Genomic DNA, 24,860 nt, shown 5'->3' with positions numbered 1-24,860 from the left:
ATGCGTTGCGAGAATATATCAGCACGTTGATTTGCATTGTACGATGGTGCGCGGGCAAGTAGATCGGAACCGCCTGACGGGGACGGATTTGATATCGCTTCACGCGTGTGTGGCGAACGTCCAAGGCGCGTGCCGAAGGGAATGGAGATTCGACATTGGCGTTGGCAATCGCAGACGAGCCACAGATCAGCGTCCAACGCGCCGCATTTGCCGCCACCATCGGCAACATGCTCGAATTCTACGACTTCATCACCTATAGCTTCTTCGCCGTCGAGATCGGCCGCACCTTCTTTCCGGCGCAGAGCGCCTATGGGAGCCTGATGCTGTCGCTCGCCACCTTCGGTGCCGGATTCGTGACCCGGCCGATCGGTGGCATCGTGCTCGGCATCTATTCGGATCGGGTCGGCCGGCGGCCCGCGATGCTGCTCAGTTTCGCGCTGATGGGCGTGGCGATCCTGACCATCGCGCTGACGCCGTCCTATGCCACGATCGGGCTGGCGGCGCCCATCATCGTGATCCTCGCGCGCATGGTGCAGGGTTTTGCGCTCGGCGGCGAGGTCGGGCCGACCACGGCCTATCTGTTGGAGATCGCTTCGCCCGAAAATCGCGCGCTGGTGGTGGCGTGGCAGCCGACTAGCCAGGAGATCGCCGCCACCGCCGGCGCGCTCGTCGGCGTCGTCCTGAGCAGGGCGATGGCGCCGGAGGCGCTCGACGCCTATGGCTGGCGGATTGCATTCCTGATCGGCGCGGCCTGCTTGCCCGTCGGGCTCTGGATGCGCAGCAGCTTGCCGGAGACCGTCATTCCTGACGCCTCCAAAGAGGAGGCGCGAACAAGCCATCTCGTGCTCGCCGGCCGGCATATCCGCCTGATCGTATTGGCGCTGATGATCCTGGCGAGCGGCACGATTTCGACCTACGTCACCCAGTACATGACGACCTATGCCAAGACCACGCTGCACGTCGCGGCGGACCTCGCCTTTACCGTATCGGTCGTGAGCAATGGCCTGCAGATCGCAGGCGCGATTTTGGGCGGCTGGCTGGCCGACCGCTATGGGCGCAAGCCCGTCATGGTGTGGCCGCAACTGGCTGTGCTTGTGCTGACCTATCCAGCCTTCCTGTGGATCGTGAATGCGCCCGGCGCGTGGTCCTTGCTGTTCGGCTTCGGCCTGCTGTCGGCGATCGGATCGCTGCCTTACACGGCGTTCTATGCCGCCTTCACCGAAGCTTTGCCGCAGGAGATCCGCGGCGGCGTGTTCGCCACCATATACGCGGTTGCGATCGCAAGCTTCGGCGGGACCGCCCAGCTCGTGGTGACCTGGCTGCTCCATGTCTCCGGCGATCCGCTGGCGCCGTCCTGGTATCTCCTGGTGGCGGCAGCCGCCGGCCTGGTGGCGATGGCCCTGATACCCGAGACTGCGCCGGCCAAGATCGGCCGGGTCGAACTGAATAAGAGGACCGCATGAAGCCGCACGTGATCTGTCTGATGGTCGCAAGCGTCGATGGGCGCACGCTGCACAGCCGCTGGCGTCCGAAGGGGTCGGCCGGTGATCTGTTCGAGCGTGTGCACGATCAGCTCGATGGTGACGCGTGGCTGGTCGGCCGCGTCACCGGCCAGGAGTTCGCCAAGGGCAAATCCTATCCGGCCACGACGGACGCGACTTTCCCGCGAACGGCCTGGTTCGCAAGGCGCGATGCCGACGCCTATGGCGTCGTGCTCGACCCCCACGGCAAGATCGCGTGGGGCCGCTCGGACATCGGCGGTGATCCGATCGTGGTCGTGCTCACCGAGGCGGTGCCGGACGCGCATCTTGCCGGCCTGCGCAAGGAAGGCGTGTCCTACATCTTTGCCGGGCGCACCCAGATCGATCTCGCGTTGATGCTCGACATCCTCAATCGTGACCTCGGTGTGAACAGGCTGCTGCTTGAAGGCGGCGGCGGTGCCAACGGCGCCTTCCTGCGCGCCGGCCTGGTCGATGAGCTCAACCTGATCATCTGTCCGGCGGTCGACGGTGCCAAGGGGGCGCCCAGCGTGTTCGATTCCACCGAGGCGGAAGCTGATCAGCGCGCGCCGGTGGCTGCGATGACGCTCGAAAGCAGCCAGCTCCTGGACGGCGGCGCCATCTTGCTGCGATATAGGCTCGAGAATGAGGCCTCACGATAGCTTCCGGTATGACTCGACCACAATCAGACACCATCATCGTCATCGGGGCCGGGGCTGCCGGCCTGATGGCCGCCCGCGAACTGGCCCGCGCGGGCAGGCGGGTGACCATCGTGGAAGCACAACACAGGTGCGGAGGGCGCATCCATACACTTGCTGAGGCAAGCTTCGGATACAGCGCGGCAGCCGGTGCCGAATTCGTGCACGGCGAGGCCTCGGTCACGCACGGCCTGCTGCGCGAGGCCGGGCTCGCCTTGCGTCCTGTCGAAGGCTGGAGATGGACGGTCCACGACGGGCAGTTCCTGTTGCAGGAATCCTGGGACGTTGATCAGGCCGCGCTGCAGGATGCGTTGCGGCAATTGACTGACGACTTGCCGATTGCCGAGTTTCTGCGGCGGCATTTTGCCGGCGCGCAATATGACCGGCTGCGGCACAGCGTGCAGCGCATGGTCGAAAGCTACGACGCAGCCGAGCCGGAACGGGCCAGCACATTCGCGCTGCGTGAGGAGTGGATGGGAGGCGGACAAAGCCGGCAGGCCGGCCGCATCGTCAGCGGCTACGGGGCGCTGATCGATTTCCTCGTCGCGGAGTGCCGCAAGCATGGGGTTGCGCTCCATCTTGGCTGTCCGGTGGGGGGAATCGAAGCGGATGACAGGGGCGTCCGGGTTCGCTGCGAAAATGGCGATCATCACGCGGGCGATGCTGTCATCGTCACCGTTCCGATCCCGCTGCTGACAAGCATCGCGATGCCGGCGCCGGAACGCGACAGGATCTCGGCTGCCGCCGATATCGGCTTTGGCAATGTCATCAAGATCCTGTTGCGCTTCGAAAGGCGCTGGTGGCTCGAGCCGCGAAAGGATCTCGCCGATCTGATGTTTCTGCTCTCGGAGGCTCGGATCCCGGTGTGGTGGACACAGTATCCGACCGATCGTCCGGTGCTCACCGGCTGGTTCGCCGGTCCCAAGACTGCTGCCATGGCCGATCTCGACGCGGATGATCTGGTCGACATCGGGCTTGCCTCGCTCGCTGGGATCTTCGATCGCGAGCCTGAGCAGCTAAGTCAGATGCTGACAGCTGCCTACGCGATCAACTGGGCGCGCGATCCGTTCGCGCGCGGCGCCTATTCCTACGCGACACCGGGCACGCGTGCGGCGCAGTCCAGGCTCTCGGAGGCGGATGGCCGGCCGATCCATTTTTCCGGCGAGGCGCTCTACCGCGGAGCGGAGATGGGCACAGTCGAGGCTGCGCTGGCGAGCGGCCTGGAGACGGCGCGGAGCATTCTTCAAACGGGAGATCGAGGTGACTGAACTGGAAAAGGCCGAGCATTTCCTGAGTGTGTTGACATCGGCGCAAGCGGCTGCACCGCAGACCGCGTTGCAGCTCCTGAACGGCGTGATCGGCCTGGCGAAGAGCGCAGGCGGCACTGAGTCGATCGAGGTCGATGAAGCGCGTGCCAGCGCGCTACTCGCGATCTGCGAGGTCGGCAAGGCGCTGCATCGCGGGCAGCCGACCGAGGCGCTGTTTGCGAAAGCCTTTACCGCGACCGAAGGCTGGGTGAGCCTGGTCCGATGAGCGGCTTTTATCAGAGACAAAGAGAGCTGGTCGCCCGGCTGCTGTGCCCCGGGCGACCAACTATGCCGTTACGAGGTCATGTCGCCTAGCAGGCCGCGGCGCCGGCCGAAGCGATGATTGGCATGCAGCATCCAGCCGGAGATCGGCAGGCCATCGCGATGCCTGCCGCCGCTTTCCGCGCCGGCCCAGGCGGCGACCGCTCCGAGCAGCAGCGCCGTCGCGACCGAGAACGCAAGGATCACGGTGCCCGCCCGCGCATGAGAGAGCGCGGTCTTGGACGCCGCGATGACGCTGTCGACACGACGTTCGGCGTCGGGCCCGGCGAGCCCGGTGACGCCCGTCACCAGCTGCACGAGGTAGGCTCGATCATCCGAACTGACGCCCGAATGGCTCGAGGACGTCAGCAGCACGCGCCCGGCTTCCGCACGCGCGGGTGCGAGCTCGGCCGTCGGCGGATGCCGTGGCGAGCGGAACAGGTGGTCCAGCTCGTAACTGAGAACCGACGGTTCGTTGGCCGAAGCCGGTCGGGTCCAACCATTCGGATGATTGATCGCGGAAGCGATCAACCCTGAAAGAGCTGCGCCCAGCACGACCGCAAGCGCCCAGGCGGCGATGCCGTGAAGGCCGTCACGCCGCTCGGTGTCGTCCCCGCGTGGCGCTTCATAGGGCGTGCGAATCCGGCCGGCCATGTAGCCGCCGCAGCCGAAGCTGACCAGCGATTGCAGCACCAGATAGAGGCCCGAGAGCAGCCAGAGCGCGACCGATGCGTCGCGCCAGGTGGGGGCGGCCGAACTCACGCCGAGGCCGACCGTTGCGGCGAAGGTAATGAGAATGAAAGTGACCGCTGCCGCGGTGAGAGCTCCCGCCACGACGGGCGTCCATTGCAGCGTCCAACTATCCAGCGCGGGCCGGGACGCTGCAGTCACGTCCGTCGCAGTTGCTTCGATCGTCATTGCCGCTGCCTCAGCGGAGACCGAAGAAAGACAGGATGGCCATGATGACCACGATGAGCCCTATCAAATAAATCAGTCCGTCCATGTTGTCCTCCTCAAGACCGTTTCGGTCCCTATAAGCAATGTCGGACTGTAATGTTCCCAATAGCGGCGGGTTTCATCTCCGGTGTGCATTGCAAGACGAAGCGATGCGATCCGACAAACATTCAGCAGCACAGCAGGAGCGGAGATCATTCCGTCGTGCCGTGCTGCTCCATATAGACGTTGGTGTGATGGTGCGCCGTGCCGTCGCTGTCGCGGTATTCCCGTTCTTTCAGCGATTAGTCGCCGGAGCTTTTGGTCTGCGCACGACTTTCGCTGCCGCGATTTCCGTTGCCCGACTACCGCGCCGCACGATGGTCGCCGTGTTCGCGACGTTCCGCCGTGTCGCGTCCGACAATCTTGCTGAACATTCCATCGGGGTCGTAAACCAGCGCCAGGTTTCGCTCCTCGAACTCCGCGAAGAACTCCTCCCACGAAATCTCGACCAGGTTGCCGTGCTCCGAGTTCGGCGCTTTCGGGAACATGATGCGGATGATTCCGACATCGTCGCCCTTATGCGTCCGATCGACCGCCGCCGGCTTGCCGCCTTGCTGCTCAGCCCATCGGCGGATTGTTTTGTGGTCGGTTGTGACTTCAGACATGAGGTCCTCCGCCTATCTGCCTCATGGATGAATGTCCTGTGCGGCACGCGGTTCCTCCGGGCGCACGGCATACCAAGAAAAATGCGCTGTGACTCGGCCTCGTTCCGCTCGTGATTGCAACCGGCGCGGCTGCATTGAGCGGTCGCGCAGTCGGCCCGCGATGTTCGGTGGCGCTGGCCGCAAGTTCAATCGGCATCTTGTTGATCCCGATGCTCTAGGTGATGTTCCAGCGCGCGCGAGCGCGGCAAGCGGTGATTTGCAAGACTGGCCTACTCGACGGCGACCGAATGGCGGATAGGCGATGCAAGCGGAGAGGGTGCAACGGAACGGGACTGCGGCCGTTCATTCACAAGCGAGATGGGCCGGTTCCACGCCGGCTTATTGATTTACCTTTGTTGTTTTTCGTATCATACTGTTGCTGCATGGCTTGTGGTTGCGATGCGGGGGATTTCGGATGGATATGGATTTGGGAATCGTCGAGCGCAGCCTCGCCGAGGAACTGACAGATCACGCTGTCGCGAGCATTCGCGCTGCAGATCATTCCGCGGATCCGTTTCCGCATATCGTTTTCCGCGACTTCTTTCCCGCCTCAATCTACCGCGAGCTGGTTGGCGCGTTTCCGACCACCGGGTACGACCCGATCACCGAGAGCCGCGTGGCGCTTCGGCTCTATGGCGATCATCTGGAAAGGATCTCGCCTGATCTGCGAGCGCTTTGGACCGCAGTCTCGCACATGCTGACCTCCGAGGAGCTCGCGGAGGCGATTGCGCTCAAGCTCCGCGACGGGCTGGAGATTCGCGCACGAGGCGACAAGCTTCCTCTCGATGAGCTCAAGCTGTTCGCGAAGCCGGTCATCTATCGCGACAATGACGGATACCGCATCAAGCCGCATCCGGATACGCGCAAGAAGGTCGTGACGATGCAGCTGTATTGTCCGACCGATGCCAGCCAGGAAGCTCTCGGCACCACGCTGTACCGATCATCGCTGAAGGGCCTGTTGCATGTCGGCTCGTATTGTCTGGAGCCGGCGAAGACGATTCCGTTCCTCCCGAACACGGGGTACGCGTTCGTCGTGCTGAAGGCCTATCATTCGCTGCTTGGGATGAGCTGGCACGGGCGGCCGCCGATCGCAACCACCAAGCCGCGGATGTCGATCCTGAACACGTTCTACCGAAGCCAGGCGGAAGGGTTCTGAGCAACCGGAAGCGCCCGCGGCACCTTCTCGGGCGCGATTCCGGGCGCCCTACCTAGCTTCTCGGCAGCTCGAATGGCGCGGTCGAGCGTTGAGCTTCAAGCGCGCGCGGAGCACGCGCTCCCTTGTGCCGGGCGATTAGGCCGGCATGTGGCCGATGCGAGTGCCGGCTGGCCTTCGGCGGCTTCGAACGATCGGGTGGGACGAATTGCGCGAACGTTTCATGCACATTTGAGCCTTGTGTTGACGACGTAGATCCTTCGTTCGTCGGCGGTTCGTCGGGCGCGCGCACGCCACCTGACAGTTGCTCTGATCCAGGCGTCGGAGAGCTTGGCTCCGACGCAGCCGCCTCGTCATTCGGCTGAGTGGGCAGGCGTGCCGCGCGGCTGGTGTCGATCACCACCGCCTCCGGGCCCTTGATCTCGGAGCGAATGCGGATCGGCGGCAGCTCCGTACTCGCGCTGAAGGCTTCGCTCGAGGCCGTCTGTGGCAGCAGCCCATCCAGGGCAAACAGCAGCAGTAGCAATGCGCCGCCGACCCAGAGCAGGTAGCTGCGGAGGGGCATCACGGGCCCATCCAGCGCGGCGCTACGTATCGATCGAAAAGGACTGCGCCTCACCTTCATCTCCTTGCAAGCTGTCTCAGGGGCATTCGCCCGGGCGCTGCGGTCTGCTCAGACTTTGATGCCGCGCCGCCGAAGCTCGGCCTCGATCGCATCGAAGGTGACTTCGACCGGCAGCAGCGAGACGTTGACCCAGTAGATGATGAAATCGCGCGCGATGAGCAGGGCCGGTGTCATTCAGGCATCCTCCGGGTGATGCGAATCTGAACGGCGCGCCGGGGCTGGGTCACCAGCGCGGGCAGACCGATCAGCAGCGACACCGCAATGCCCAACGCCAGGCTGATGGCGATCAGCCCCAGTCCCACCAGCAGGTTGAGGCCCACGACCGCGAGGCCTGCGACCGGCCCCTCCGCGAAAAACGAAACGAATGTTGACATCCGTCGCTCCTTGTATAAACTAAACCGTATAGTTTGAAATACGGCTGGCCGGCGGCGTTGTCAATGGTCGGGTCCTGCAGGCGAGGCGCGAACTCGGCGGTCCGAGGCGCGGCCAGCGGGGGGATCCAGCGTGCTGCCGCAGGTCGCAATGCAGAGTGCTATTCAGGAGATCGCTAACATGCATGGAAACATTGCTGGTCAGACCAAATCGTCGCGCACACGACGCCGTATCCTCCAAGCCACCACCCAGCTTTACCGGGACATCGGCTACAACAAGACCAATGTCGTCGACATCGCGCACAGTGCCGCGATGTCGCCGGCCAACATCTACCGCTTCTTCCGTTCAAAGAAGGACATCGAGGAGACGGTTGTCGCGGAGCTGCTGGACGAGGTGTTTCAGGCCGCGGCGAATGTTGCTCGCGCCGGCGGCTCGGCCATTCACCGCCTGGGGGCGGTGTTCCGGACCATCGCGCAGTTGCACGAAGGCCGGCGGGTGAACGACAGAAAGCTCCATGAGCTCGTCGCTGCAGCGGCGCGTGCGAACCGGCCGATGGTCCGCCACTACATCGATCGTATCGCCGGCCTGGTAGCGCCGATCATCGCCGCCGGGCAGGCCCGCGGCGAGATTCGCGGCGGCAATTCCGCCACGCTCGCACGGTGTCTGCTTGGGGCGATGGATGATCATGTGATCGTGCGCGAGGCCGGCGATGCGGCGGCCCGGCCAACATTCAATGAGATGCTTGATTTCTGTGTCGATGCGTTGTGCCTGCCAGTATCGGGCCAGGATGTCGCTAGCTGCTCCGAGCTGCGCAGGGCTTCGCTCAGCCAGCGCTAATGCAGCCGGACGGGTTCGACGTTCGCTACCCTGCCGGCGGGACGCGAACGTCAGATCCGACGTCCGACCGGCGTTCAATGAATCAGCGGGATAACGAGCTAATTATAAGCTAGATGGTGGTCTCTTGCCCTCGGCGGGCAAACCTGTCGCCAGATCGGCTGCAAGTGTTGCCATCAGGGCAGGGCGAGTCGTTCCGGTCCATCCTGCGCCCCGAGCGACTCGCAAGCTGCAAGAAAGAAGCGGACCCGCTCATGCAGGAAGGGCGGCAGCTCTCTGTTGAGGTCCTTCGGTTCCGCGCCGAGCAGCGATCTCATCAGCATCGGAAGCACGATGATATCCACGAAAAGCTGCGCGATCGCGAGCTTGTGGCTGCCGTCGAGCCGCACCTTTGCTGCACATGCTGTCGCCTGTGTCGCGTCGCCCAGGAACTCCGAAACCACACCGGCAACACGCCTTTGTGCGGCATCATGCAGATCTCGGCTCAGTCCGGGGAAGCGCTGTGCCTCGGCGATCATGGCGCGTATCAGGTCCACCGTATCGGCGAAAAATCGCTCCACGATCTCCGTGCCGAGCGCGACCAGCTTGTCCTCGGTCGATTGACCCTGCGGCACGAAGCCGTCGAAATCCGTCAGTTTGGCAATCGCGCGGCCGATGACCGCTGTGAACAGTGCTTCCTTACCAGGGAAATGCGCGTAGATCGTAGGCTTGCTTGCGGGGGCTCTTTCCGCGATCTCGTCGATGCTGGTGCTGCGAAAGCCCCTTTCCAGAAACAGCTGTTCGGCGGCATCGAGAATCCGCTCCCGAACCTTGCCGGCCAGATCTTTGGGTGGGCGGCCGAGCTTGGGCTCGTTGGTCTTCGCCATTCTCCGATCTCCTCCTTCAGGTTTTGCTGCAGCGCGCAGAAATTCACTTGACACGCGCCGGCTTCGATGAAAAGAAAATAAACAGTGTAGTTTGATAATTCAAGTGCGGCGATCCTCCGACTTCAAGCGCTGGAGAGCATCGCCGGCCCGCCGAAGGGCGTTGAGGAGATTATCGTGGTCCTGTTCAGCCAGGTTCTCCCGGTAGCGGGGGATAGGATTTGGTCGCCCGAGCCTGCGCGGTGCCCCGAGGCCCCAGGCCGCGCCGCCGTCGGCAGGCTTGCCGAAAGCTTCCGTTCTCGCGGCGCCGGAGGCGCCGCATCGTCCCCGTGTCACTCCATGGATGTGTCATGACTTACCGCTTCTCTTCCCTCGCAAGGCGGCTCAGTGGGCTCGTCGTCGTGCTGTCGACGGCGACGCTGAGCGCCTGCAATGATCACACGACCGTTCCAGCCGTGCGCGCTACCTTCGTTCGCACGGCGATCGTGCAGCCGCGCGTCCAGCAGGACTCGCTCACATTGACCGGCGAGGTGCAGGCCCGTTTCCGCGCCGATCTCTCGTTTCGCGTCAGCGGGCGGGTGATCTCACGACTGGTGGAGGTCGGCAGCCATGTCGAGGCCGGGCAGGTGCTGGCTTTGCTCGACCCTGCCGAGCAACAGGCCGATGTCGATGCTGCGACGGCGGCGCTGGCTGCAGCGGAGTCCCAGTTGCGGGTGGCGAAAGCGACCTTCGAACGTCAGAAGGCGCTGATCACCAGTGGCTTCACCACCCGGCCGACCTACGATCAGGCGCAGGAGGGATTGCGAACCGCCGAAGGGGGTCTTGAGTCAGCGAAGGCGCAGCTCGGATCGGCGAAGGACGCGCTCGGCTACGCCAGTCTGCGTGCCGAAGCGCCCGGCGTGATCACCGCGCGCAATCTGGAAGTGGGGCAGGTGGTCCAGGCCGCGCAACCCGTCTTCACGCTGGCGCAGGACGGGGCGCGCGATGCGGTGTTCGACGTCTATGAATCGATCTTCTTCGGTGACCTCGACGGCAATCGCGTGTCGCTCGCGCTCGTCTCCGATCCGACCGTGACCGCGACGGGCTATGTCAGGGAGATCTCGCCAGCGGTCGATGCGAAGAGCGCGACGATTCGTGTCAAGGTGACCATCCAGGATCCGCCGCCGGCGATGACACTCGGAAGCCCGGTTGCCGGGACCGGAAAGGGCAAGCCCCGGCAACAGATCGCGCTGCCCTGGACCGCCTTGATGGCGACGGGAGCAAAGCCCGCCGTTTGGACCATTGATCCCGCCACCAGGACCGCGTCGCTGAAGCCGATCACGGTGGCCGGCTATGAGGCTGGTGAGGTGTTGATCAAGGCAGGGCTGCAGGCTGGCGATCGCATCGTCATCGATGGGGGCAAGCTTTTGAGCGCAGGCCAGCTCGTCACTTATGAAGGGGACCGCTCATGATGAGGCGTGCGATGTACGCAGCCGGCCTGCTTGTCTCGGCACTGGCGCTGGCTGGTTGTCAGCAGGAGACGAAAGCTCCAGAACCCGTGCGGCCAGTGCTGTCGATGGTGCTTGAGCCGAGCCGTTCGGATGCCGCGCTCGCCGTGGGCGTCATCGAGCCCCGGTTCAAGACCGACCTTGCCTTCCGCGTGCTCGGGCGCCTGATCTCGCGCCCGGTCAATGTCGGAGACCTCGTCACGGAAGGGCAGACCGTCGGCACCATCGATGCCACGGCGCTCGAGCTTGCGGTGCGCTCGGCAAAGGCCGAGCTTGCCAAGGCGGAAGCGCAACTTGAGAACGCGCGCGCCACGGAAGAGCGGCAGCGGGCTCTGATCACCAGCGATGCGACCACCAAGCAGACCGTCGACAACGCCGAGCAGACACGGGCCGGTGCCGAGGCGTCGGTCGCACGCAACCGCGCCAGTTTGACCAAGGCGATCGAGCAACTCGGCTATGCGCAGCTCAAGGCGGACTTCGCCGGCGTCGTCACCGCGGTCGGCGCAGAGGTCGGACAGGTGGTCTCGCCCGGGCAAAGCGTGGTCACGGTCGCGAGGCCTGACGTGAGGGAAGCTGTCGTCGATATCGGCGCGGATTTTCCGCTTCCCTTGGTGGTCGGGTTGCCGTTCACGGTCGGCCTGCAGCTGCTTCCCTCGGTTCAGGTCGAAGGCAAGATCCGCGAGATCGCGCCGCAGGCCGATCCGGTGACGCGCACCTGGCGGGTCCGCATCGCGCTCGACAATCCGCCGTCGAGCTTTCGTCTCGGCACCACCATCACGGCCAAGTTCAGCGAGCAGCAAGGCCCGATTCTTCGCGTGCCAGAAACCGCCGTGCTGGCCAAAGACGGTGCCAGTTTCCTCTGGGTGGTCGACATCGCCGCCAGCACCGTGTCGCTGCACAAGGTCGATATCGCCACTGATGAAGGCGGCATCCGGATCACCGGCGGAATCGCGCCCGGCGCACGCATCGTGACCGCCGGCGTGCACAGTCTCAAGGAAGGACAGCAAGTCCGCATCCAACAGGATCAGAACTCATGAAGTCGTTCAATCTCTCCGACTGGGCGCTCGGACATCGTTCGCTCGTCTGGTATTTCATGATCGCCTTCATGGCGGCAGGTCTGTTTGCCTATTTCCAGCTTGGGCGGCAGGAAGATCCTGATTTCACCATCAAGACCATGGTGATCCAGGCGCAGTGGCCCGGCGCATCGCCCGAGGAGATGACGCGTCAGGTCACCGACCGGATCGAGAAGAAGCTCGAGGAGCTGGAATCGCTCGACTACACCAAGAGCGTGACGGTCGCCGGCCAGACCACCGTGTTCGTCTATCTGCGCGACACGACCAAAGCGGCTGACGTGGCTCCGACCTGGGCGCGGGTCCGCAACATGATTGCGGACATCAAGGGTGACTTTCCGCAAGGCGTGGTCGGGCCGGGATTCAACGACCGCTTCGGCGACGTGTTCGGCAATGTCTATGCCTTCACCGCCGATGGCTTGACCCAGCGCCAGCTGCGCGACCAGGTCGAGGACATCCGCGCCAAGGTCCTGACCGTGCCTGATGTCGGCAAGGTCGACATTCTGGGCGCGCAGGACGAGGTGATCTATCTCGAATTCTCGACCCGGAAGGTCGCGGCCCTGGGCCTCGACGTTCAGTCGATCATGGCCTCCCTGCAGGGGCAGAACGCGGTGACGCCGTCCGGCATGTTCCAGGCCGGACCGGAGCGGATCAGCGTTCGCGTCAATGGCGCGTTCACGTCCGAGGCCAGCCTGAAGGCGGTCAATCTGCGGGTCAACGACCGCTTCTTTCCGCTGACCGACGTCGCGACCATCACGCGCGGCTATGTCGATCCGGCGAAGACGCTGTTCAGGTTCAACGGCCAGCCCGCGATCGCGCTCGCGATCGGCATGAAGTCCGGCGCCAACCTGCTGCATTTCGGCGAGGCACTGCGGGCGGAGATGTCGAAGATCACCGCGGACCTTCCGATCGGCGTCGGCGTCCATCAGGTCGCCGATCAGCCGGTCGTCGTCGAGCATGCAGTCTCGGGCTTCACCGAGGCGCTGTTCGAGGCCGTGGTCATCGTCCTCGGCATCAGCTTTCTCAGCCTGGGATTGCGTGCAGGGCTGGTGGTCGCCATCGCCATTCCGCTCGTGCTCGCCATCACCTTCGTCGTCATGGCCTATGACGGCATCTCGCTGCAGCGGATCTCGCTGGGCGCGCTGATCATCGCGCTCGGCCTGTTGGTCGACGACGCCATGATCGCGGTCGAGATGATGGTGGCGCGGCTCGAGATCGGCGATCCCCTGGAGAAGGCGGCGACCCACGTCTATACGTCGACCGCATTTCCGATGCTGACGGGCACGCTGGTCACCGTTGCCGGCTTCATCCCGATCGGGCTCAACAGCAGCAATGCCGGCGAGTTCACCTTCACCCTGTTCGTGGTGATCGCGGTCTCGCTGATCGTGTCGTGGATCGTCGCGGTGCTGTTCACGCCGTTGCTCGGCGTCACCATCCTGCCCGCCAAGATGAAAGGCCATCATGAGGGGAAGGGCCGGGTGGCGCAGATGTTCTCGCGCCTGCTGCTGTTCTGCATGCGCCATCGCTGGAGCACCGTTGCAGTGACGGTCGGTGCCTTCCTCCTGGCGCTGGTCGGATTGCAGTTCGTGCAGCAGCAGTTCTTCCCGTCCTCGGACCGCGACGAGCTGGTGATCGACTGGAACCTGCCGCAGAATGCCTCGATCGCCGACACGAATGCGCAGATGGCGCGGTTCGAGCGCGAGCAGCTGCAGGGCAATGACTCGGTCGAGCATTGGTCGACTTATGTCGGCACCGGCGCGCCGCGCTTCGTGCTGTCGTTCGACGTGCAGACGGCCAACACCTGGTTCGGCCAGATGGTCGTCGTGACCAAGGGCGGCATCAAGGCCCGCGACCGCGCCAAGGCGCAGTTCGAGGACTATCTGAAGACGACTTTCCCGGGCACCGACACCTACGTCAAGCTGCTCGAGGTCGGCCCGCCGGTCGGGCGTCCGGTGCAGTATCGCGTCAGCGGACCGGATATCGCGAAGGTCCGGGAGTTCTCTCAGAAGCTTGCCGGTATCGTCCGCAGCAATGCGCATCTCGGCAACGTCGTGTTCGACTGGATGGAGCCGGCGCGCGTCGTCAAGGTCGACGTGCTGCAGGACAAGGCCCGTCAGCTCGGCGTGACCTCGCAGGATATCGCCACCACCCTGAACGGGGTGCTGGAGGGCTCGCCTGTGACCCAGGTGCGCGACAGCATCTATCTCGTCAACGTGACAGGGCGGGCGACCGCCCCGGAGCGCGCCTCGATTGACACCTTGCGGGGGCTGCAATTGACCGGGCTGAATGGTCAGTCGGTGCCGCTCGGTGCCGTCGCCAATTTGCGCTACGAAATCGAGCAGCCGACGATCTGGCGGCGCGCGCGGATTCCGACCATCACGCTGAAGGCGGGCGTCGTCGACAATGTGCAGCCGAAGACGATCGTCGATCAGCTGGCGCCGCAGGTGGCGGCGTTCGTCAAGGACTTGCCGGCCGGTTATCGGGTGAAGATCGGCGGCTCGGTCGAGGAGAGCGCCAAGAGCCAGGCACCGATCATCGCTGTCGTGCCCTTAATGCTGTTCGTCATGGCGACCGTGCTGATGATTCAACTGCAGAGCTTCCAGCGGCTGTTCCTGGTGTTTGCTGTCGCCCCGCTCGCCCTGATCGGCGTCGTCATGGCGATGCTGCCGAGCGGCGCGCCGCTGGGCTTCGTCGCCATCCTTGGTGTGCTGGCGCTGATCGGCATCCTGGTTCGCAACTCGGTGATCCTGATCGTCCAGATCGAGGATCTGAAGAAAGAGGGGCGGCCGGCCTGGGATGCAGTGGTGGAGGCGACCGAGCACCGGATGCGGCCGATTCTGTTGACCGCAGCGGCGGCCAGTCTCGCGCTGATTCCGATCGCGCGGGAAATCTTCTGGGGGCCGATGGCCTATGCGATGATGGGCGGCATCATCGTCGGCACGCTGCTCACGCTCTTGTTCCTGCCGGCGCTCTATGTGGCGTGGTTCCGGATCAAGGAGGAGCCGCATGATGAAACGGCGACCGGGCCCGTCGTCGCGGCCGTCCATGCCGCGCCGGCTGCGGCCTGATCCGTTGGTGCTGACATGGCGATGGATCTCGTCGACGCGCTGGCATCATTGGTCCGGGTCACGGAGACCGGCTCGTTTTCCGCCGTGGCGCGCGAGCGCGACGTCAGCAAGGCGGCGGTGGCGCGCCAGATCTCCTATCTGGAGCAGCATTTCGGCGTGCGCCTGCTGCACCGAACGACACGCAAGCTCAGCCTGACCGACGATGGACAGATGCTGCTTGGTCTCGCCAAGCCGGTGTTGCAAGGCATCGAGACCATCGAGGCTGCGCTCGGGCAACAGAGCGCATCGCCGGTCGGGCTGGTGCGGGTCGGGCTCATGGTGGCCGCCAGTCATTTCATCGCGCCGCGGCTGCCGGATCTGTTGGCGACCCATCCCGGGCTCAAGGTTGAACTCGTGGTCAGCGACCGGTTTGGTGACATGATCGAAGACCGGCTCGATCTGGCGATGCGGGTCGGCGAGATCACTGATACCTCGGTGATCGCGCGCCGGGTCGGGATCGCGGCACGCGTGGCTGTCGCCGCGCCGAGCTACATCGCGCGGCACGGGCAGCCTGCAAACCCGCAGGAGCTCGGACGCCACACCTGCATCGTCCACGACGTCGGCCCCGATTCGGATACCTGGACCTTTGCCGGGCCGCATGGCGTACAGGATGTCCGAGTGTCCGGCGCGATCCTCGCGAACGATACCGTCGCGGTCCACCTTGCCGCACGTACCGGTTACGGCATCGCCTTCCTGCCGCTGGTCCAGGTCGTCGACGACCTCCGCAAAGGCGAGCTGGTGCGCGTCCTGAGCGACCATCCAGCGCCGGGGGTGCCGTTCAGCCTGGTCTACTCGTCGCGCCGGCATCTGGCGCCGCGCACCCGCCTCGTCATGGACTTCGTCATCGAACAAGTGCGCCAGATGCGTACGACGCTGTCGGCGTCTTCCGAAGAGGTGATCATATAGTTCGTGTAGCACGCGACTGACCGTCAGGACACGGCGGATTGGCTCGTATCACGTGACAGTCTTTCGCGCCGCGCCTGGTTTTTCAGTTCAGGAGATCGCGCTAGCTCTCCATCCGTCTCCTTCACCAGAGACCAGCATCACGGAGAGCAATATGAGCAAGATGATCACCTTCAGCGCGATTGCCGCCGCACTCGCCGGCGCAGCCCTTTTCGTGCAACCGGCCGCGGCCAAGGACTACGAGTACTGCCGCCAGGACTATTCGGGCGGCACGCGGGTCTGCAGCTTCGACACCGCAGAGCAGTGCTTCTCGACCGTCGCCGGCCGCGGCGGCAGCTGCTTCCGCAACCCGTTCCTCGGGGATACCAGCGCTGCCCGCACGGTCCTGGCTTACGCGCCGAAGGCCCACGTCCGTTCGCACCGTCATCACGCCGACTGACGCCAAAATCTTGCGGGTTCTGGCGCGCGGCGCCGCCAGAACCCTCAGCCGACTGCAATTTGAGTTTCGTTTCATTCAGCCCAGTTCAGCTCACTGATCAATCATGTCATTTCGCACCAACAAGGTCGCAATCTTCATCGATGGCCCCAATCTCTACGCGACCTCCAGAGCCCTCGGCTTTGATATCGACTACAGCCGGCTGCTTCGGGAATTCGAGGGCCGCGGGCAGCTCATGCGCGCGTGCTACTACACGACCGTAATCGAGGATCAGGAATATTCGTCGATCCGGCCCCTGGTCGACTGGTTGGACTACAACGGCTATACGGTCGTGACCAAGCCGACCAAGGAATATATCGACGCCAACGGGCGGCGCAGGGTGAAGTCCAACATGGACATCGAGCTTGCGGTCAATGCCATGGAGCTCGCGGCACATATTGACGAGATGGTGCTGTTGTCCGGCGACGGCGACTTTCGCTCGCTGATCGAAGCGGTGCAGCGTCGGGGCGTCCGCGTGACCGTCGTCTCGTCGATCGCCTGCCAGCCCGCGATGGTGGCGGACGAGCTGCGCCGCCAGGCCGACGAATTCCTCGACCTCAAGCAGTTGCAGCCGAGAATCGGCCGTAGCCCTGTGGAACGTATCCGGACCGCGGTCGGCCAAGCCTGACCGGATCCCCGCAGCAGACGGTGCGAGCGCCACCGGGTCCGCGGCGCGTGGCAGGAGATCATGAAAGCCGCGCAAGCTTACCGCACAAGCAAAAGTCGGGATGCGTCCCACCCCGGCTTTCGCCATGCTTCGAAGCGCAGGCGGAGGCCTAGTCCGAGCCCGCGAGCTGCAATTCGCGCCGGCAGGCGTCGCTGAAGTCACGCAGCGGATCGACCTCCCTGACGAAGCCCGGCACGTCGGCGAAGGATCGGTTGGGCGAGACATAGGTCTCGATGATCAGGGTAGCGACCTTCTCGGCGGCGGCGATTACTTCGTCACTCGACAGAATCTTCATCTGTCCGATCAGCGCATACATGTCGACCAGTGTCGAAATCTCATAGCCGTCGCTGACCAGCGCGTCGGCATAGAGCCGCGAAGCTTCCCCGATGAAGCTCTTGTACAGCTTTTCGCGTTTGGCGGCTGACCGCGAATGGCGGCGGACGCGGTTCTTGCGGCGCTCGGCCGCCCAATTGGTGATGATGCTCGAGATCGCACCGAAAGCCGATCCTCCGAAGGCGGCCAGGGCTGGGACGTAGATGGTGTTCATGCTCGTTCTCCTCCGCTCTTCCGGCGCCTGTCAGGCGAGAGCACCGTGCCGGAATGGCCCGCGCCTGCGGCAGCCCTGACTGTCGTAGGTAATGATTTGCGCACGCTATCTGCGCTCATGTCCTCTGATCGAGGCCGTCGCCGCACGTCCGTCGAATGCCGACCTGCAGGCATTGCTCAGAGCCGCCTTGTGCTGCCGCAGGCAGGCTTCGACCCGGCCGGCATCGGGAATGTCATAGCTGCAGAGCCGGAATGCGTCCGGCGTGCACGCCGCTTGCTGCTCCGGCGTGCCGCGATTCTCGCCATCATCCTCCTGGGCCATGGCCGGCTGTCCGCAGATGCAGGCCGCAGCCAGTATGATTCCCGCAAGGCTGTATTTCGATATGGTCATCACGTCCTCTTCGCCTTCAATGTCAAACTATACGGTATAGTTTAATAATTGAGCCGATACGGCCTGTCAACGTGCAGAGTGCCGGGCAGCTATTCGTTTGCGCGGGAGCATTGTTTGATGCTGCGCATGGATAAATGCGCGCAAGGCTGCCTCCATGGCCGGTGGCGCCCAATCATCCCAGGGATCGGGGGGCGACCCGCAGGCCGCGCGGGCGGGCAGAGACATGGCTGGGCAGCTTGGGCAGGACGCGAGGCCGGCGGCCGAGCGGGCTCAGATTATCGGATCAGCGAGGTCTGATCCGTGCGAGCGCAGTTGTCCCGCCAGCGCGCGCTCATTCGCCGGGAACGAGGCTCGGCCGTGGCGCTGCCCGGACCAGGCGCCGGTGGCGGCGGCGCGACAGATAGAGCAGGAGGCCGGTGACGACGAACAGCGGCATCATGGCCGCCGCCAGCATGAACAGGAGCTTGCCCGGCCAGCCGAGGACGCTGCCGCGGTGAATGTCGAGCACGCGGGCCAGGATGCGCTCGCGGGTGGTCTTGTCCGCATAGAGCTCCGAGGTGACGATCTGACCGGCCGCGGCATCGATGCGAAATTCATCGCGCGCGCCGTCAGCAGCGCCATGCGGCCATGATCGGATGCGGACGACCGTGCCGGCACCTTGCGGCAGGATCAGCTGCGCGCTGGCGTAGCGGTCGCCTTGCGCGTGCAGAAACGCCTCCCACGCACGATCGAGGCTGATCGGCGCGCCCTCCGGCCTCTCCTCGCTCTTGATACTAACCCTGCCGTCGCTCGTGCGTGTGGTGCGCGGCGGCTGCCGCGCCATCGTCGCAGCGGCTGCGCCGGGTCGCGACAGCAGCCATGTTGCGCCGCTCTTGTACCAGTCGAACGAATACCACAGGCCGGTCAGCGCCATCACCAGATAGATCGGCAGCACCCAGGTGCCGATGACCGTGTGCAGCGAGCGATGCAGGCCGCGTCCGCTCAAGGCCAGATTGGGCTTCAGCCACAGCTTGATGCTGGTGGCGCGGTGCGGCCAGCGCAGCACCAGCCCCGAGATCATCAGCGCGACCAGGCCGAGCACCGCGATCCCGGTGATCTGTCGGCCATAGCTGTTGCCATCGCCGGGGATCAGCAGCCACCGATGCAGCCGGCGCACCGTGGCGAAGAACTCCTCGCCGTGTGGCGTGCCGAGCAGGCGCGCATCATAGGGGTCGACATAGACCGAGGACGGCCGGGCACGATCCGCGCTGCGGGCAAAGCGGACGCGCACCGCGGCGGCCGGATCGCTCGACATCGTCATCCCCGCCACTTTGCCGAAGCCGTGCTCCGCCTGCAGCCGCGTCACGAGCTCGTCCGGCGCCAGCCTCAGTGTCGCGCGGGCCTCGACCTGGGTCATCGCGGCATTCAGGCTGGCCTGGATCTCATCCTCGAAACTCATGATCGCGCCGGTGATCCCGATCACCGCCAGCACGAGCGAGAGGAGGAGACCAATGATGGAGTGGAGTTCCAACAATACGGATTTGACGGCGGACTTGATCATGAACCGGGAGGATTGGCGGCAGTGGAGATATCGGCATTGCGAGTTTCGCCGCGCTGATGACCGAGCAGCGCGGCGCACCATAACGGCGTGACGTCCGGGTCGCCACCCGATCCGACGCTGTCCAGTTTGTAATAGCTCCAGCTTTGCGCGTGTCCTTCGTCGCGCGTCAAAACTTCACCGTTGCCGACAGCGACAGGCGACGCGCATCGCCGAGCGCCACGTTCAGGACGCTGTTGGCGGACGGGTAATAGACCTTGTCGAACAGGTTCTTGACGTTGAACTGATAGACCACCGGCAGATTGTCGTATTTGGTCTCATAAGTCGCAAAGATATCTGCAACCGTATAGGCCGGCAGCACGAAGCTGTTGGCGGCATCGCCGGCCCGGTCGCCGACATAATGCGCGCCACCACCGAGTCGGAGACGGCCGGGCAGGGTGGTGCCGAAATCATAGACGAGATAGAGCGAGGCCGTGTTCATCGCCGCGTTCTGCAGCTTGTTGCCGACAAGTGTCGGGTCGTCGACCACGCGCGCATCGGTGTAGCCATAGCTGCCGATCATGCTCCAATGGTCGGACAGCCGGCCGGTGACGTCGAGTTCGACACCGCGTGAGCGCACCTTGCCGGCGGCGTGGGCCTCGTTGAGGCCGGTCGCGGTGTTGAGCTGCGTCACCAGCACGTTCTTCTTGTCGATGTCGTAGAACGCCAAGGTGCCGGACAGCCGCTTGTCGAGATCGAATTTCAGGCCGGTCTCCCACTGCGTTCCTTCTTCGGGGGCGATGGCCGAGGTCACCACGAAATTCGTCAGCGCGGAATTGAACGCTGCGATGGTCGACGTCGGTTTCAGCGATTGCGTATAGCTCACGTAGTAGGAGAGCTCGTCGCTCAGCTTGACGATCACGCCGCCGAGCGGCAGCAGCTTGTCGCCGGAGAGATTGGTGTTGGCGACGAAGGGGCGGCCCTTGCCGGCGAGCTGCTCATATTGCATCCAGCGCACGCCGCCGACGAGGGCAAACCAGTTGGTCAGGTGCACCGTGTCCTGATAGAAAAAGGAGCGGGTGCCGAGCTTGTCGGTCTGGTCGCTGTCGGCGGCTGACACCGTCGTGCCCGGCTGGACCAGCCCATACACCGGGTTGTAGACATTGAAGCTGGGCGTTGCCTGCCGGATCAGGTCCTGGCGATAGATCGTGCGATATTGCGCGTCGCCGCCGAACAGCACCTCGTTGCGCAGACCGCCGAGCCAGACGTCACCCTGCAGGTAGGACGTGCCGTGGCTGACATTGCTGAGCGAGTTGTGCGTGCCGTCGTCGCTGCGGGTCTCGACACCCGTCTTGGCGTTCACGCCGGTGACACGGAGCTGATTGGCGCTGAAGGTCTCGGTGTTGTAGCCGTAGGCCGCCGTGACCTTCCAGACGTCGTCGAGCTTCTGCTCGACCGAAGCCTGCATCAGGTCGGAATTGCCCCACATGTTGTTGAACGGCTCGTCGAGCCGCCGCGTGGCCGGGATCGCCAGCGGCGCGCCGTTGACGAAGGCGGTACCGCGGTCGAACGGAGTGATGAACTCGCGATGCTCGTAACTGAGCTGGACCGCCGTCGTATCGCCGTACCAGGCCAGCGACGGCGCCACCAGCATTTCGCGGTGACGGCCAAAATTGCGCCAGTAATCCTCGCTGACGCCATAGCCGATGAAGCGATAGGCGAGGCCGCCATCGCCGATCGGCCCGGTGATGTCCAGCGTGCCGTCTGAGCCGGTTCGATTGTTGGCATAGGCCGAGCCGAGCAGCGTGATCGAGCCGTGCTGATAGAGCTCCGGGCGCTTGCTAATGGTGTTGACGATGCCGCCGGGATCCATGATGCCATAGAGCAGCGAGGCCGGTCCCTTCAGCACCTCGACGCTCTCGACCGCGGCGGTCAGGCTGCGGCCCTGCACCAGCGGCATGCCATTGCGCACGATCGAGCCGTCGCGGTTGTCGCCGAAGCCGCGCCGGAGCACGGCATCCTGAGTGCCGGCAAGCGTATTGGTCTGGGTGATGCCGCTGACGTTGACGAGCGCATCGTCGAGATTGCGCGGCATCTGATCCTTCAGCACCTGCGCGGGCACCACATTGACCGATTGCGAGCTGTCCAGCGGCGAGGTGCTGCCGCGGAGCGTGGTTGCGCTCGGCATCGCCCGATAGCCGAGCTTGGCCTCCGTGAGGGCCGCGGCCGCAGCGGCTGCGCGCTCGGACGGCGTCGGCTGCGGTGCCGGCGTGGTGCGAGCTTGCTGACGCTGCGCCGATATGCGCGCCTGGCGCATCGGCGAATCAGCTGGGCGCGGGAGCTTCCGCTTCGGAGCCGGCGCTTCCACCGTCACCGGGGGCAAGGCTGCTTGCGCGCTTGCGCTCGTTGTGGAGGAGAGGGCATCAGCCAACAGCACTACGGTGCCTGCCAGAACATTCAGGCGGTGCTTGCCGGCTTGAGCGCGTCGTGCGCCGCGCCGGCAATTCTTCTTCGTCGTCACTTCAAGTCACTTCCAAGTCCAGCGAAACCACGCGCTGCCTCTATCAGCCATCGCTGCTGATGAGAACGTCACCCGGACTTGAATCCCTCTAACAGCGCCAGGGATCGCCGATCGTGCTCGCATCGATGCCACGCAGGCCGGCCGCGCGCCGCGCAAGCGTCACGGGAACTTCACTTGCCTGCGCGTGCAATTGCCGTCAGCTTCAACGCCTCAACAGGAGAGCGATCATGCGTCTACCGATTGTCAGCCCGGCCGAACTCAACGACGAGCAGAAGCCCCTCTATGAAGACATGAAGAAGGGCATGCAGGATCACTTCAGGGGTTTCGTCAACCTGCGCGACGACGGCGCGCTGCTTGGGCCCTGGAATCCGTGGCTGCGCGAACCGAAATTCGGAAAGCCGGTCTGGGAGCTGGTGAAGGCGGTGGCCTCGGCGCCATCCTTGCCGGCCGCGGTACGCGAGGTCGCGATCCTGGTGACCGGTTCGCATTTCCGCTCAGCCTATGAGCTTTACGCCCATGTCCTGGTCGCCGAGCAGCGCGGATTGACCGACGAGAAACTGTCCACGATCGTTGCCGGCCAGCGGCCGGTCGACCTCACCAAGCAGGAGGCCGTCGCCTACGATGTCGCCTCGGCCCTGGTCAATGGCGGCGTGCTCCCCGAACTCACCTACCGCGCGGCGGTCGAACAGTTCGGCGTCCATGGCGCGGCCGAACTGTCCTATCTCGTCGGGGTCTATTGCATGGTCTCGGTCACATTGAACACGTTCGACGTGCCTGTGCCGGATTGATACCGGCCATGCCGGGCTCTCAGCGGTAATAGCCGCGGGGATAGCCGTAGTAGCCGCGCGGGCGCGCATAGGCGTAGGCCGGATTGATGCCGCAACCGGCCTCGGTTCCCGAAGCGGAGGCCAGGCACTGTCGGTAGGTCGAGAACTGACAGTTGCCGGGGTAGCCCCAGATGCGCCCTTGCAGGCAGTAACGATCCTGCGCGGCGTCGGCAGGCGAGAGCGAGACAAAGCCGGCAACGAGGGTGACGGCGGAGAGGGTAGCAAGTAACAGGCGGCGCATGGGGTGTCTCCAGTCGGTATGGCGATGCTTCAACGCAGGATGCCGCGACGCCGTTCCTGGCGCGCGGTCTCTCGCGATGGTGGCTCATTGTAGTGTCGGCCAAGCCGAGCTGCGTTCAAAGCTGCGACACCGTTGCGGTCTGGTTTGCGCGCAAAATCGGGTCCGTTGCATCGCACGACGTGACTGCTTTGCGGGTTCGGAACATTCCGGGACTGCTCCGGTTGCTTGATGCATCAAGACGGACCTGTCCCATGTTCGGCGGATCGAAACAGCCTGGCGCCGGCGGCGGCGCGAACGTGCCCGCGCAATCGACGCAATCCATTCGCCTGCCGGGCGTCGGCAGTGTGCTGGCGCTGCTCGGTATCGCGGTCCTGGTCCAATATATCGATCGGCGGCCCGCCGATCGCGATGGCCAAGGCAGCCGCGAGGAGAGGCGCTCGGGCGGCGGACTCGAGCCCGGGCGCGGGCGTCTGGCCAGCACGCCATCCGAGATCCCGGCGCGCGGCTGGAAGGACATTATGGTCCGGCTCTACGAGGACCTCAGCGAGCACCGCATCCTCGCCTTTGCCGCCGGAATGACGTTCTACAGTCTTCTGGCGATATTCCCGGCGCTGGCCGCGCTGGTCGCGATCTACGGATTATTCGCAGATCCCGCCAGCATCTCGGCCCATCTGGAGCAACTGAATGGGCTGATGCCGGGTGGTGCGATCGATATCGCGCGCGACCAGCTCACGCGCGTCTCCTCGAAGGGCTCGCAGGCGCTCAGCCTCACATTCGCTGTGAGTCTTGTGATCTCCTTGTGGAGTGCGAACGCGGCGATGAAGTCGCTGTTCGACAGCCTCAACGTCGTCTATGGCGAACGCGAGCAGCGCAGCTTCATCAGGCTGAATGCGATCTCGCTGCTGTTCACGGTCGGCGCGATCGTGTTCGCGCTTCTGGCGCTCGGCGCGATCGTGGTGGTCCCTATCGTTCTGAACTATGTCGGGCTGTCGGGGGCGGCCGACACCTTGCTGCGGCTCGGACGCTGGCCCGCGATTTTTGTCTGCATCGCGCTGGCGCTGGCGCTGATCTACCGTTACGGCCCCGATCGGGAACAGCCGAAATGGCGCTGGATCAGCTGGGGTAGCGCGCTCGCGGCGGCGCTGTGGCTCCTCGCATCGCTCCTGTTCTCCTGGTACACGGCCAATTTCGGCAGCTATAACGCGACATATGGCTCGCTGGGCGCCGTGGTCGGCTTCATGACCTGGCTCTGGATCTCGGCAACCGTCATTCTGATCGGCGCCGAGCTGGATGCGGAATTGGAGCATCAGACCGCGCGAGACACCACCACCGGCGCCGCCAAACCGCTCGGCACGCGCGGTGCCGCCGTGGCCGATACCGTTGGGCATGCGAGTTGACCGGCGCAGTCACGCGCACGGGTGCTGTCCACTGCGCGCCGACCGGCTGATTTTCCCTGCGCGTTCAGCGCGATCGCGACAATGCTGCCGAATTTCAGAATTTTTCTCTTTCGTTTTTTCGGAAATTGTGCTTATTATGCGCCGTCCCGCCTCATCGAGAGGGGCGTACGCGTCGTCACGATACGTGGAGTGCGGGATGCGGTGGCCGCGATGGATTGCGCGATGACGAGCGCAGTTTGTTGCGGACGTGAAAGCGTGTGGTCCTGGCGCCCCGGTGCTGGCGTCAAGTTGGCGACGATGCAACTCGACATCGCTTTGCGATGCGAGGGCATCGCGCCGATGATGGGGGCAAGAGAGCCGGTCCCCAGGGAGAGCGCGTATAAGCGTTAAACCTGCCGCGCGGGGAAGGCCGGGATGCTTCGGCCGAACCTGTGGTGACTGCCGCCTGCTTTTCTTGTTG

Annotated in this window: 26 protein-coding genes; 14 read left to right on the top strand and 12 right to left on the bottom strand. The window is 64.4% G+C overall.

Going from position 1 to position 24,860, the window contains the following annotated elements:
• Window positions 1-155: 155 nt before the first annotated feature.
• Genes BRAS3843_RS20475 through BRAS3843_RS20460 form a run of 4 tightly spaced genes read left to right on the top strand, consistent with a single transcriptional unit; the run spans window position 156 to window position 3,730 of the window.
• A complete protein-coding gene (locus BRAS3843_RS20475) occupies window positions 156-1,463 on the top strand; it encodes an MFS transporter (protein WP_008970930.1) in 1,308 nt (435 codons plus the stop codon).
• Window positions 1,460-2,161: a dihydrofolate reductase family protein gene (locus tag BRAS3843_RS20470; RefSeq protein ID WP_008970929.1), complete on the top strand. Its 702-nt coding sequence runs from the start codon at window positions 1,460-1,462 to the stop codon at window positions 2,159-2,161. Before BRAS3843_RS20475 ends, BRAS3843_RS20470 begins: the two co-directional genes overlap by 4 nt.
• An 8-nt stretch (window positions 2,162-2,169) precedes the next feature.
• Window positions 2,170-3,465, top strand: coding sequence for an NAD(P)/FAD-dependent oxidoreductase (locus tag BRAS3843_RS20465; RefSeq protein WP_008970928.1), 1,296 nt, complete (start codon window positions 2,170-2,172; stop codon window positions 3,463-3,465).
• Complete coding sequence (locus tag BRAS3843_RS20460; protein ID WP_008970927.1) at window positions 3,458-3,730, top strand: hypothetical protein; 273 nt, start codon at window positions 3,458-3,460, stop codon at window positions 3,728-3,730. Before BRAS3843_RS20465 ends, BRAS3843_RS20460 begins: the two co-directional genes overlap by 8 nt.
• A 68-nt stretch (window positions 3,731-3,798) precedes the next feature.
• Here BRAS3843_RS20460 and BRAS3843_RS20455 read toward each other — a convergent pair whose 3' ends face one another.
• Window positions 3,799-4,683, bottom strand: coding sequence for a hypothetical protein (locus BRAS3843_RS20455; RefSeq protein WP_008970926.1), 885 nt, complete (start codon window positions 4,681-4,683; stop codon window positions 3,799-3,801).
• 380 nt (window positions 4,684-5,063) lie between these two features.
• Window positions 5,064-5,366 carry a hypothetical protein gene (locus BRAS3843_RS20450; RefSeq protein WP_008970925.1) on the bottom strand — a complete coding sequence of 101 codons (303 nt, stop codon included), beginning with the start codon at window positions 5,364-5,366 and terminating at the stop codon, window positions 5,064-5,066.
• 454 nt (window positions 5,367-5,820) lie between these two features.
• Between BRAS3843_RS20450 and BRAS3843_RS20445 the strand changes: the two genes are divergently transcribed.
• Window positions 5,821-6,561 (top strand): hypothetical protein, encoded by a 741-nt coding sequence (locus tag BRAS3843_RS20445; RefSeq protein ID WP_008970924.1) that lies wholly within the window; start codon window positions 5,821-5,823, stop codon window positions 6,559-6,561.
• A 52-nt stretch (window positions 6,562-6,613) separates the two neighbouring features.
• Here BRAS3843_RS20445 and BRAS3843_RS38965 read toward each other — a convergent pair whose 3' ends face one another.
• From BRAS3843_RS38965 to BRAS3843_RS20435, 3 genes are all read right to left on the bottom strand, one after another.
• Window positions 6,614-7,123 carry a hypothetical protein gene (locus BRAS3843_RS38965; RefSeq protein WP_008970923.1) on the bottom strand — a complete coding sequence of 170 codons (510 nt, stop codon included), beginning with the start codon at window positions 7,121-7,123 and terminating at the stop codon, window positions 6,614-6,616.
• A gap of 108 nt (window positions 7,124-7,231) precedes the next feature.
• Window positions 7,232-7,357, bottom strand: a complete 126-nt coding sequence (locus BRAS3843_RS42530; RefSeq protein WP_008970922.1) for a hypothetical protein — start codon at window positions 7,355-7,357, stop codon at window positions 7,232-7,234.
• Entirely contained in the window at window positions 7,354-7,557 is a 204-nt protein-coding gene (locus BRAS3843_RS20435) for a hypothetical protein (protein ID WP_008970921.1), read from the bottom strand. The genes BRAS3843_RS42530 and BRAS3843_RS20435 overlap by 4 nt, the downstream gene beginning before the upstream one ends.
• Before the next feature lie 130 nt (window positions 7,558-7,687).
• On the opposite strand from BRAS3843_RS20435, the gene BRAS3843_RS20430 reads away from it, so the two are divergent.
• Window positions 7,688-8,392 (top strand): TetR/AcrR family transcriptional regulator, encoded by a 705-nt coding sequence (locus tag BRAS3843_RS20430; RefSeq protein WP_008970920.1) that lies wholly within the window; start codon window positions 7,688-7,690, stop codon window positions 8,390-8,392.
• A 173-nt stretch (window positions 8,393-8,565) separates the two neighbouring features.
• Here the strand turns inward: BRAS3843_RS20430 and BRAS3843_RS20425 are convergent, their stop codons facing one another.
• Window positions 8,566-9,255: a TetR/AcrR family transcriptional regulator gene (locus BRAS3843_RS20425; protein WP_008970919.1), complete on the bottom strand. Its 690-nt coding sequence runs from the start codon at window positions 9,253-9,255 to the stop codon at window positions 8,566-8,568.
• A 347-nt stretch (window positions 9,256-9,602) separates the two neighbouring features.
• On the opposite strand from BRAS3843_RS20425, the gene BRAS3843_RS20420 reads away from it, so the two are divergent.
• The 6 genes from BRAS3843_RS20420 to BRAS3843_RS20395 all read left to right on the top strand — a co-directional run bounded on the left by BRAS3843_RS20420 (window position 9,603) and on the right by BRAS3843_RS20395 (window position 16,922).
• The gene (locus BRAS3843_RS20420; protein WP_008970917.1) at window positions 9,603-10,703 is read left to right on the top strand and encodes an efflux RND transporter periplasmic adaptor subunit; all 1,101 of its coding nucleotides are present in this window, start codon (window positions 9,603-9,605) and stop codon (window positions 10,701-10,703) included.
• 11 nt (window positions 10,704-10,714) lie between these two features.
• Window positions 10,715-11,776: an efflux RND transporter periplasmic adaptor subunit gene (locus BRAS3843_RS20415; protein ID WP_244425422.1), complete on the top strand. Its 1,062-nt coding sequence runs from the start codon at window positions 10,715-10,717 to the stop codon at window positions 11,774-11,776.
• Window positions 11,773-14,877, top strand: a complete 3,105-nt coding sequence (locus BRAS3843_RS20410; protein WP_008970915.1) for an efflux RND transporter permease subunit — start codon at window positions 11,773-11,775, stop codon at window positions 14,875-14,877. The genes BRAS3843_RS20415 and BRAS3843_RS20410 overlap by 4 nt, the downstream gene beginning before the upstream one ends.
• Window positions 14,878-14,892: 15 nt before the next feature.
• Window positions 14,893-15,822 (top strand): LysR family transcriptional regulator, encoded by a 930-nt coding sequence (locus BRAS3843_RS41625; protein ID WP_008970914.1) that lies wholly within the window; start codon window positions 14,893-14,895, stop codon window positions 15,820-15,822.
• A gap of 151 nt (window positions 15,823-15,973) precedes the next feature.
• Complete coding sequence (locus tag BRAS3843_RS20400) at window positions 15,974-16,258, top strand: DUF3551 domain-containing protein (protein ID WP_008970913.1); 285 nt, start codon at window positions 15,974-15,976, stop codon at window positions 16,256-16,258.
• Window positions 16,259-16,361: 103 nt separating this feature from the next.
• A complete protein-coding gene (locus BRAS3843_RS20395) occupies window positions 16,362-16,922 on the top strand; it encodes an NYN domain-containing protein (RefSeq protein WP_008970912.1) in 561 nt (186 codons plus the stop codon).
• Between the two features lie 148 nt (window positions 16,923-17,070).
• Here the strand turns inward: BRAS3843_RS20395 and BRAS3843_RS20390 are convergent, their stop codons facing one another.
• The 5 genes from BRAS3843_RS20390 to BRAS3843_RS20375 all read right to left on the bottom strand — a co-directional run bounded on the left by BRAS3843_RS20390 (window position 17,071) and on the right by BRAS3843_RS20375 (window position 21,731).
• On the bottom strand, window positions 17,071-17,508 hold the full coding sequence (locus tag BRAS3843_RS20390; RefSeq protein WP_008970911.1) for a hypothetical protein: 438 nt from the start codon (window positions 17,506-17,508) through the stop codon (window positions 17,071-17,073).
• A gap of 105 nt (window positions 17,509-17,613) precedes the next feature.
• Window positions 17,614-17,898, bottom strand: coding sequence for a hypothetical protein (locus BRAS3843_RS20385; protein ID WP_008970910.1), 285 nt, complete (start codon window positions 17,896-17,898; stop codon window positions 17,614-17,616).
• Between the two features lie 331 nt (window positions 17,899-18,229).
• The gene (locus BRAS3843_RS20380; RefSeq protein WP_008970909.1) at window positions 18,230-19,438 is read right to left on the bottom strand and encodes a PepSY-associated TM helix domain-containing protein; all 1,209 of its coding nucleotides are present in this window, start codon (window positions 19,436-19,438) and stop codon (window positions 18,230-18,232) included.
• Window positions 19,435-19,608: a hypothetical protein gene (locus BRAS3843_RS41620; protein ID WP_008970908.1), complete on the bottom strand. Its 174-nt coding sequence runs from the start codon at window positions 19,606-19,608 to the stop codon at window positions 19,435-19,437. Before BRAS3843_RS41620 ends, BRAS3843_RS20380 begins: the two co-directional genes overlap by 4 nt.
• A complete protein-coding gene (locus tag BRAS3843_RS20375) occupies window positions 19,605-21,731 on the bottom strand; it encodes a TonB-dependent siderophore receptor (RefSeq protein ID WP_244425420.1) in 2,127 nt (708 codons plus the stop codon). The genes BRAS3843_RS41620 and BRAS3843_RS20375 overlap by 4 nt, the downstream gene beginning before the upstream one ends.
• Window positions 21,732-22,162: 431 nt before the next feature.
• On the opposite strand from BRAS3843_RS20375, the gene BRAS3843_RS20370 reads away from it, so the two are divergent.
• Window positions 22,163-22,723, top strand: coding sequence for a carboxymuconolactone decarboxylase family protein (locus BRAS3843_RS20370; RefSeq protein WP_008970905.1), 561 nt, complete (start codon window positions 22,163-22,165; stop codon window positions 22,721-22,723).
• Window positions 22,724-22,742: 19 nt separating this feature from the next.
• On the opposite strand, the gene BRAS3843_RS20365 is transcribed toward BRAS3843_RS20370, so the two are convergent.
• Window positions 22,743-23,003: a DUF3551 domain-containing protein gene (locus BRAS3843_RS20365; protein WP_008970904.1), complete on the bottom strand. Its 261-nt coding sequence runs from the start codon at window positions 23,001-23,003 to the stop codon at window positions 22,743-22,745.
• 320 nt (window positions 23,004-23,323) lie between these two features.
• Between BRAS3843_RS20365 and BRAS3843_RS20360 the strand changes: the two genes are divergently transcribed.
• Window positions 23,324-24,400 carry a YihY/virulence factor BrkB family protein gene (locus BRAS3843_RS20360; RefSeq protein ID WP_035982315.1) on the top strand — a complete coding sequence of 359 codons (1,077 nt, stop codon included), beginning with the start codon at window positions 23,324-23,326 and terminating at the stop codon, window positions 24,398-24,400.
• The last annotated feature ends 460 nt before the right edge of the window (window positions 24,401-24,860 follow it).

This window comes from Bradyrhizobium sp. STM 3843 (genome assembly GCF_000239815.1).
In the GTDB taxonomy this organism is placed as follows: domain Bacteria; phylum Pseudomonadota; class Alphaproteobacteria; order Rhizobiales; family Xanthobacteraceae; genus Bradyrhizobium.
Note: the sequence above shows the minus strand (reverse complement) of the source record. Positions and strands in the feature narration are given on the sequence as shown.